Below are 6,000 nucleotides of genomic sequence, written 5' to 3'. Positions count from 1 at the left end.
GCCCTGAATTGGGCCTGCTACGCAGTCCAGCGGGAGCAAGCTCCCTCGCCACAGATACTTCTCAGGCCTCCAGACTTTCTTAAGTGAACAGCATTGCACCAAATGGTGGGCTTCGTTTTTGCTTCAGAACATTGCTATCAGAACATCTTCAGCTTCGGTGCTTCTTCTTTCACCGGCTCGTTCTTCGCGGTTTGTGCGTTCCAGCCACCGCCGAGAGCCTTGTACAGATTCACTTCGCTGATCAGTTGCGACAGGCGGTCGGTGATCAACGATTGCTGCGCAGTGAACAACTGACGCTGGGCGTCGAGGAAGGTCAGGTTGCTGTCGACACCGATGCGGTAGCGACGTTCGGCCAGGCGGTAGTAGTTCTGGTTGGCGGCCACCAGATCACGCTGGGCCTGCAACTGTTCGTTGAAGGTCAGGCGTGCGGCGAGGCCGTCGGAGACTTCCTGGAAGGCGGTCTGGATCGACTTTTCGTACTGCGCGATCGTGATGTCTTTCTGGATTTTCGAGTAATCCAGGCTGGCGCTCAGGCTACCGGCATTGAAGATCGGCAGGTTGATTTGCGGCTGGAACAGCCAGGTCCCCGAACCACCCTTGAACAGACCGGACAGATCCGGGCTCAGGGTGCCGGCATTGGCGGTCAGGCTGATGCTCGGGAAGAACGCTGCGCGCGCCGCGCCGATGTTGGCGTTGGCAGCCTTGAGCTTGTGTTCGGCTTCAAGGATGTCCGGGCGACGTTGCAGCAGGTCGGACGGCAGACCGGCCGGTACTTCGCTGAGCAGGTCATCGGACAACGGCTGGCCCGCTGCCAGGTTGGCCGGTATACCGGTGCCCAACAGCAGCGCCAGGCTGTTTTCGTCCTGGGCCACCAGGCGAGTGAATTTCGCCTGTTGGACCCGGGCAGTTTCCACGGCTGTACGCGACTGGCTCAGGTCCAGCGCCGACGCCACGCCGACTTCATTGCTACGGGAGGTGAGCCGGTAGCTTTCTTCGAAGGTGGCGAGGGTGTCCTGGGACAGTTTCAGCTGTTCCTTGTCGGCCTGCCAGGTCAGGTAGGCGTTGGCCACGCTGGCCACCAGGCTGATCTGGGTGCTGCGGCGTGCCTCTTCAGTGGCGAAGTAGTTTTGCAGCGCTTGTTCGTTCAGGCTGCGAACCCGACCGAACAGGTCGAGCTCATAGGCGCTGACGCCCACGGTGGCCGAGTAGCTGGCGTTGATGCCCTCTTTACCGGTCTGCGAGGCTCGCGCCGGAACCCGCTGACGGCTGCCGGTGCCGGTCGCCGAGACGGCCGGGAACAGGTCTGCGCGCGAGATGCGGTATTGGGCCGCAAAGGCGTCGATGTTCAGTGCCGCGACACGCAGGTCGCGGTTGTTTTCCAGAGCGGTCTGGATCAGCTGTTGCAGCGCCGGGTCACGGAAAAACTGCTTCCAGCCTTGTTCGGCGGCAGCCTGATTTGCGGCCTGGGCCGGCGAATACGCCGGACCTTGTGGGTATTGCGATGCAATCGGTGCGGCAGGCTGCTGATAATCCGGTATCAGCGAGCAGCCACCGAGCACGAACGCGGCGATGGCTAGGGAGAGTAGCGACTTGCTCATTGGCCAGCCTCTTTAGAAGTTTCTATAGCGACGTCATCCTGATCCGCAGTTTTGCGTTGACCCATCGACGACACAGTGACAAAGAACAGTGGGACCCAGAAGATCGCCAGTACGGTGGCCGTCAGCATACCGCCGATAACCCCGGTACCGATCGCATGCTGGCTACCCGAGCCTGCGCCAGTGGAAATGGCCAGCGGTACCACACCGAGGACGAACGCCAGCGAGGTCATGATGATCGGTCGCAAACGCATCCGGCACGCTTCGATGGCTGCGTCACTCAGGCTGCGCCCTTGTTCATGCAGTTCCTTGGCAAATTCGACAATCAGAATGGCGTTTTTCGCCGCCAGACCGATGGTGGTCAACAGACCCACCTGGAAGTACACGTCGTTGGACAGACCGCGCAGGCTGGTGGCGAGCAGGGCACCGATGATCCCCAGCGGTACAACCAGCATTACCGCAATCGGAATCGACCAGCTTTCGTACAGCGCTGCGAGACAGAGGAAGACCATCAGCAACGACAAAGCGTACAGCGCCGGCGCTTGCGAGCCGGACAGACGTTCCTCATACGACAGGCCGGTCCAGGAAATACCCACGCCGGCCGGCAGTTTCTGGGCCAGGGCTTCGACTTCGGCCATGGCCTCACCGGTGCTGTAGCCAGGTGCCGGGGAACCGAGGATTTCCACCGCTTCTACGCCGTTGTAACGCGCCAGCTTCGGCGAGCCGTAGATCCACTCACCCTTGGCGAACGCGGAGAACGGAACCATGGCGCCCTGGCTGTTGCGTACATACCATTTCTTCAGGTCTTCAGGGCTCATGCGAGCACCCGGCTGACCTTGTACGTAAACCTTTTTCACTCGACCACGGTCGATGAAGTCGTTGACGTAGCTACTGCCCAGCGCGATCGACAGCGTGTTGTTGATGTCGGTCATCGTGATGCCCAAGGCACTGGCCTTTTCATCGTCGATTTCCAGCTGGTATTGCGGTTCGTCGTTCAAACCGTTCGGACGGACCTGCGACAGCACCTTGCTCTGCGCCGCCATACCGAGGAACTGGTTACGGGCAGCCATCAACTTGTCGTGACCGATGCCGGCGCGATCCTGCAGGAACACGTCGAAACCGGTGGCGTTACCCAATTCCAGTACCGCCGGTGGCGCGAACGCGAACACCATGGCGTCACGGAAGGTGAAGAAGTGCTGTTGGGCACGGGCCGCAACCTTGAACACGCTGTTGTCGGCGTTCCGCTCGGCCCATGGCCTGAGCATGATGAACGCCATGCCCGAACTCTGGCCACGGCCGGCGAAGTTGAAGCCGGTCACGGTAAACACCGAGTTCACCGCATCGCCTTCACCACCGTCCTTGCCAGGACGCAGCAGGAATTCACGCATCTCGTCCACGACCACTTGGGTGCGCTGGGAGGTAGAGCCGGCCGGGGTCTGGACCTGGGCAAAGAGTACACCCTGGTCTTCTTCCGGCAGGAACGCCGTTGGAATGCGGGTGAACAGCCAGATCATGCCGACCACGATGATGATGTAGGCCAGCAAGTACGGCGCCTTGTGCTTGAGCATGTTGCCGACACCGCGCTCGTAGCTTCTTACGCTACGGTCGAAGTTGCGGTTGAACCAGCCGAAGAAGCCGCGTTTCGGAGTGCCGTGCTCGCCTTTCGGAATCGCCTTGAGCATGGTGGCGCAGAGCGCCGGGGTGAAGATCAGGGCAACCAATACCGAAAGGGCCATGGCCGAAACGATGGTGATCGAGAACTGCTTGTAGATCACCCCGGTCGAACCGCTGAAGAACGCCATCGGCAGCAGTACCGCCGACAGAACCAGTGCGATACCGACCAGTGCGCCCTGGATCTGGCCCATGGATTTCTTGGTGGCTTCCTTGGGTGAGAGTCCTTCTTCGCTCATCACCCGTTCGACGTTTTCCACCACGACGATGGCATCGTCCACCAGCAAGCCGATGGCGAGCACCATACCGAACATGGTCAGGGTGTTGATGCTGAAGCCGAACGCCGCGAGGATCCCGAAGGTACCCAGCAGCACCACCGGTACGGTCATGGTGGTGATGACTGTGGCGCGGAAGTTTTGCAGGAACAGGAACATCACCAGGAACACCAGCACGATCGCTTCGACCAGGGTTTCAACCACACCCTTGATCGACTCGGTCACCACCGGAGTGGTGTCGTACGGGAACACCACTTCCATCCCTTCCGGGAAGAATGGCTTGAGGTTGTCGATGGTCTTGCGCAGTGCTTTAGCGGTGTCGAGGGCGTTGGCACCGTTGGCCAGTTTCACCGCAAGACCGGAAGCCGGGCTGCCGTTGAACTGGGCGCTGATGCTGTAGTTTTCGCCACCGAGGCCGACATCGGCAACGTCAGACAGGCGAACCTGCGAGCCGTCCTTGTTGACCCGCAGCAGGATTTCCTTGAACTGCTCGGCCGTCTGCAAGCGGGTCTTGCCGATGATCGTGGCGTTCAGTTGCTGGCCGGGCAGGGCAGGCAGGCCGCCGAGTTGACCGGAGGAAACCTGGACGTTCTGCGCGGCGATAGCGGTTTTGACATCGACCGGGGTCAGGTTGAAGTTGTTCAACTTGGCCGGGTCGAGCCAGATACGCATGGCGTACTGGGCACCAAACACCTGGAAGTCACCGACACCGGCAGTCCGCGAGATCGGGTCCTGCATGTTGGAAACGATGTAGTTGGACAGGTCGTCCTTGGTCATGCTGCCGTCGCGCGAGACCACGCCGATGACCATCAGGAAGTTTTTCACTGCCTTGGTCACGCGGATACCCTGTTGCTGCACTTCTTGGGGCAGCAGCGGGGTGGCCAGGTTCAGTTTGTTCTGGACCTGGACCTGCGCGGTATCGGAGTTGGTGCCCTGCTCGAAGGTCGCGGTAATGGTCATGCTGCCGTCGGAGTTACTTTCCGAGGACACATAACGCAGGTTATCGATACCGTTGAGCTGCTGCTCGATCACCTGCACCACGGTGTCCTGCACGGTTTGTGCAGAAGCGCCCGGGTAGGTAACGGAGATGGCAATCGCCGGTGGGGCGATGCTCGGGTACTGGTTGATCGGCAACTTGAGGATCGATAAAGCCCCGACCAACATGATCACCAGGGCAATCACCCAGGCGAAAATCGGACGGTCGATAAAAAATTTCGACATGGTTTACTCCCCTTTACCGCCAGCGGCAGTGTTAGCTGCCTGTGCGGGGGCTGGGTTCTTTGCGTCTACGTTAGTTGCTTCAGTGGCCTTGACGACGACGCCAGGTCTGACGAATTGCAGTCCTTCGGTGATCAGTCGATCGCCGGCCTTGAGGCCATCTTCAATCAGCCATTGGCTGCCGACCGTGCGGCTGGCCTTGAGCTGACGCAGCTCGACCTTGTTGTCCGGACCGACCACCAGAGCAGTTGGCGTTCCCTTGAGGTCACGGGTCACGCCCTGTTGCGGTGCGAGAATCGCGGCAGCGTTCACCCCGGCTTGCAGCTGGGCGTGAACGAACATGCCCGGCAGCAAGGTGTGATCAGGGTTCGGGAACACTGCGCGCAAGGTCACGGAACCGGTGGTCTGGTCAACCGACACTTCGGAGAATTCGAGCTTGCCCTGTTGCTTGTACTGGCTGCCGTCTTCGAGGGTCAGCTTGACCATGGCGGCATTCTCGCCGGCCTTTTGCAGACGACCGCTTTCCAGTTCGCGGCGCAGCTCCAGCAGTTCGACCGAAGACTGGGTAACGTCGACGTAGATCGGGTCCAGTTGCTGGATCACGGCCATGGCGTCGGCCTGGCCATTGTTGACCAGCGCGCCTTCGGTGACCGAAGAGCGGCCGATGCGACCGGAAATCGGTGCGTAAACCTTGGTGTAGCGCACATTGATCTCTGCGCTTTTCAGGGCGGCTTCCGATTGCAGGCGGTTGGCCACGGCAGTGTCGTATTCCTGACGGCTTACGGCTTGCTCGTTGACCAGTTGCTTGTAGCGATCGGAAATCGACTTGGTCGATTGCAGGTTGGCTTGTGCGCTGTTCAGGGTGGCCTGATAGACCGAAGGATCGATCTGGTAAAGCTGCTGGCCTTCCTTCACGTCACCGCCTTCCTTGAACAGGCGCTTGAGAATGATGCCATTGACCTGTGGGCGAACTTCCGCGATGCGGTAGGCCGTTGTGCGGCCCGGCAGTTCGGATGTCAGGGTAAAGGCTTGAGGTTGAAGGGTTACGACGCCGACCTGAGGGGTTGGAGGGGCTGGGGGCGCCTCTTCCTTTTTACATCCGCTGAGCAGCGATGCCAGGGCGACGGCAGTAACCAGAGCGGTAACAGCTGGCTTGAATTGCATGAAGATCCTCGGGTCAGGCGCGCAACATGCGCACAAGAAAAGTGTAAAGGTAAAAAAACTGTGCTGGGTGGATAAGT

General features: G+C 60.1%; 3 protein-coding genes. All 3 read right to left on the bottom strand.

Annotated elements, in window-relative coordinates; translation table 11 throughout:
* Positions 1-137: 137 nt before the first annotated feature.
* The 3 genes from adeC to emhA are packed head-to-tail and all read right to left on the bottom strand — an operon-like array spanning position 138 to position 5,923.
* On the bottom strand, positions 138-1,598 hold the full coding sequence (gene adeC, locus AC3WK5_RS23070) for an AdeC/AdeK/OprM family multidrug efflux complex outer membrane factor (RefSeq protein WP_103318765.1): 1,461 nt from the start codon (positions 1,596-1,598) through the stop codon (positions 138-140).
* Complete coding sequence (gene emhB / locus AC3WK5_RS23065; protein ID WP_054596050.1) at positions 1,595-4,762, bottom strand: efflux RND transporter permease subunit EmhB; 3,168 nt, start codon at positions 4,760-4,762, stop codon at positions 1,595-1,597. Before emhB ends, adeC begins: the two co-directional genes overlap by 4 nt.
* 3 nt (positions 4,763-4,765) lie before the next feature.
* Positions 4,766-5,923 (bottom strand): efflux RND transporter periplasmic adaptor subunit EmhA, encoded by a 1,158-nt coding sequence (gene emhA, locus AC3WK5_RS23060; protein ID WP_103318768.1) that lies wholly within the window; start codon positions 5,921-5,923, stop codon positions 4,766-4,768.
* Positions 5,924-6,000 lie beyond the last annotated feature (77 nt).

The sequence above is a fragment of the Pseudomonas sp. FW306-02-D09B genome, assembly GCF_058782685.1.
The sequence above is the reverse complement of the archived record's forward strand: the minus strand, read 5'-3'. Positions and strand labels throughout refer to the sequence as shown.

What these genes read in the sequence shown, in the direction of transcription:
- emhA (WP_103318768.1), bottom strand. Translation starts at nt 5,923, where the DNA reads ATGCAATTCAAGCCAGCTGTTACCGCTCTGGTTACTGCCGTCGCCCTG.
- emhB (WP_054596050.1), bottom strand. Translation starts at nt 4,762, where the DNA reads ATGTCGAAATTTTTTATCGACCGTCCGATTTTCGCCTGGGTGATTGCC.
- adeC (WP_103318765.1), bottom strand. Translation starts at nt 1,598, where the DNA reads ATGAGCAAGTCGCTACTCTCCCTAGCCATCGCCGCGTTCGTGCTCGGT.